Annotated in this window: 2 protein-coding genes; one reads left to right on the top strand and one right to left on the bottom strand. The window is 59.6% G+C overall.

Features of this window, described 5'->3' with window-relative positions; all coding sequences use genetic code 11:
• Window positions 1-232 precede the first annotated feature (232 nt).
• Window positions 233-415, bottom strand: coding sequence for a hypothetical protein (locus tag AC0L27_RS40930; RefSeq protein WP_473323737.1), 183 nt, complete (start codon window positions 413-415; stop codon window positions 233-235).
• A 1,254-nt stretch (window positions 416-1,669) separates the two neighbouring features.
• On the opposite strand from AC0L27_RS40930, the gene AC0L27_RS40925 reads away from it, so the two are divergent.
• On the top strand, window positions 1,670-2,452 hold the full coding sequence (locus AC0L27_RS40925) for a gamma-glutamyl-gamma-aminobutyrate hydrolase family protein (protein WP_473323740.1): 783 nt from the start codon (window positions 1,670-1,672) through the stop codon (window positions 2,450-2,452).
• Window positions 2,453-2,607: the final 155 nt, after the last annotated feature.

Here is a 2,607-nt window from a genome sequence, read left to right as displayed (position 1 = left end):
AGTGCAGCGACGAGACCGGTTCAATAGCGGCACCCGGGAACGGGGCAGTGATAGCGATCGCCGCAGGCGAGCCCCTTCCCCGAGTGCCCCCGGCGAGGAGCTCCGCAGCTCTTGCGCGAGGGATCGGCGCCGCACGGCCGAGACGCAAAGCGGCTCGGTTCACAAGAGCCCGGTGCGGCGGCAGCCGCACGCGCGCAAGCGGAAGAACTCCACAAAGAATTGAATCGATGACCTAGATTTCCTCGCGCGCATGCGTTTGCGCGTCGTAGATCCTTATCTGAAGCATGGGAAAACGCTTCTTGAGTACTTCGCCACCTGCCCTGGCACCGTCTCTGGTTGTAAATTCGGCTTTGAGCCGGCCGTCGACTTCAAGCGCGTAACCAGAGGCCGGCAATTCACGGGTGGCAGCAACCATTTCATTCCCATTGTGCAGTGAGGTGACTGGGAATGATGGGTAGCGTGAGTCGCCCAAACCGCGCCAGAGCCACCTGGCCAAGTTCGGTCATTGGCCAATGCACGTTGTGGATTGGCGCCCTGCCGGGATCGCATCAAGCATGGGCATTTGCATCGTTCAAGTACGCATCATCAGTTTGAAGGAGCGTGCGGAACCGCCTTCAACATGGCAGAATCGAGCTCGGTCGTGTCGCACGTGCGCATGTCCCGTGCCACAGTCTAATGGCCGTCGAGGCGTGCCGCAGAGCGAGGTTCGGCGGCCAATTCGATCGCTGCGACAACTGCTGGCCCGGTTCGCATCACCTACACACAGGCGGCGCGAGCGGCACGGTCGAAAGTACCACGCCCTCGCTGGTTGCTGGGCGCGAAGGTGGATGCATCCGGCGCAAGCTGCAGGCCCATGAGTGCGGTTATCCTTCTCTATTCCTCATCTCAACGGGTGCGACCCTCTTCTCGTCAGGCAGATACTTCAAGTAAGTCGAGACTGGCCTAGAAAACGCTTGCGTGCGCGGATCGGTCGAGCAGCAACTTGCAATTGCTGGAGGAAATCCGTTGGAAAGCACGTCTGCAGCAGGCGTTCGATAAGTCAAACTGCACTAGGCTCGCGTCGGCCAAGGCTGAACTCAGCGAGGAGAGCCCAGGCAAGCGAGATGTCGGCAGCCGGGTGTCTCCGCAGCACCGCGCGCCCCCCGCGGACACGCCAGACGTCTTGACGAGACCGGATAGCGCCACGGAGCTCGCGTTGCAGATCAGCGAGGATCAACCGCCGAAGATGCCCGCGGTTTTCGATGTTCCGGCAGCGTCTATCTGCCATTATTCCGGGGTACTCGTGGTGCTGATCCTGATGCTCGGCCATGGGACACGGCTCATCCACCGGGCCGGCCGTACCGACGCTCCTCTTATGTTGTGCCGATCAAGAACGTACGTCGTGACCACCTGCGTATTCGAACGCCATTGGGCTTACCGGTTTTCAGCGCGCCTTGGACCCACTCGTGCTGCTGCAGCCACGCAAAGATATGAAAGCTTCACATTCGTGTGCATGGCGCAGAATTTCGGCTCGCATGCCACAAATACGAAGAAACTTAGCGTTCGGAGAGTGGCAAAATTGATGAGCTCCATTGAAAGAGGCCGGGGCCGAAAGCCAGAAATAATGAAACAGCGCGGAGATGCAGTGGCGGATGCACTTGCCATTGCGGAAACAGTTCGCAATTCGTCGATAAACCAGCCGCTCGTTGCAGTCTCGGCAGACGTTCGCGAGCTATATAACTATCCTTGGCACGCCGCGCCGCAACAGTATCTTGAGGCAGCGGTTTCTGGAGCTGGTGTATTTCCTCTGATGGTCCCTTGCTTCGGGCACCGGCTGGATTTCGACCAGCTCCTCTCCGCGGTAGACGGTGTGATGATCACCGGCTCAGGCTCCAATGTGCATCCATCCCTGTACGGCGGCGATTCGAGCGAAGCAAACGGCCCCTATGATCCGGCGCGAGATTCGACCACGCTGCCTCTGATCCGGAAGGCGATCGGCCAAGGCGTTCCGCTGCTTGCTATCTGCCGTGGTCTTCAGGAATTAAACGTCGCGCTTGGTGGCACGCTGGCGGCTGAAATTCAGGAGCAACCCGGCAGGCTTGACCATCGGGCACCACCAAGCGATAGCCGTGATGCGCGCTTCGCCCTTCGTCATAATGTGACCGTGAAGACTGGTAGCTGCCTCTTCGACATCCTTGGCGCAGCCGAGATCAACGTAAATTCCGTCCATCGGCAGGCAGTCGGCCGGCCGGCTTCTCAACTTGAGGTCGAGGCCGTCGCGGCGGACGGGACCGTGGAGGCGGTGTCGGTCCGAAATGCCCGGGCTTTCGCTGTCGGCGTCCAGTGGCATCCCGAATATTGGGTAAAATCCGACGAATCATCCGCGCGTATTTTTCGTCGCTTTGGCGACTCTGTTCGTACCCACGCTTCGATGAGAATGCGCGCGATTGGCGCCGCAGAACCGTTCACCTAGGTCGGTGGCTGTTCTAGTAGGGCCGCAAGGCACCTATGACGATGAGCTCCTGCATCACAATAAATATCTAGTCTCACCGGAGTAACCTTATGACGCAGCCTCCGCTCTTCCCACCGCCTTTTCCCATCGACGAATTCCGTTCCCGCCTCGCAGCC

It is taken from the genome of Bradyrhizobium sp. Ken51 (genome assembly GCF_055807435.1).
This window is presented reverse-complemented; position numbering and strand designations above follow the sequence as displayed.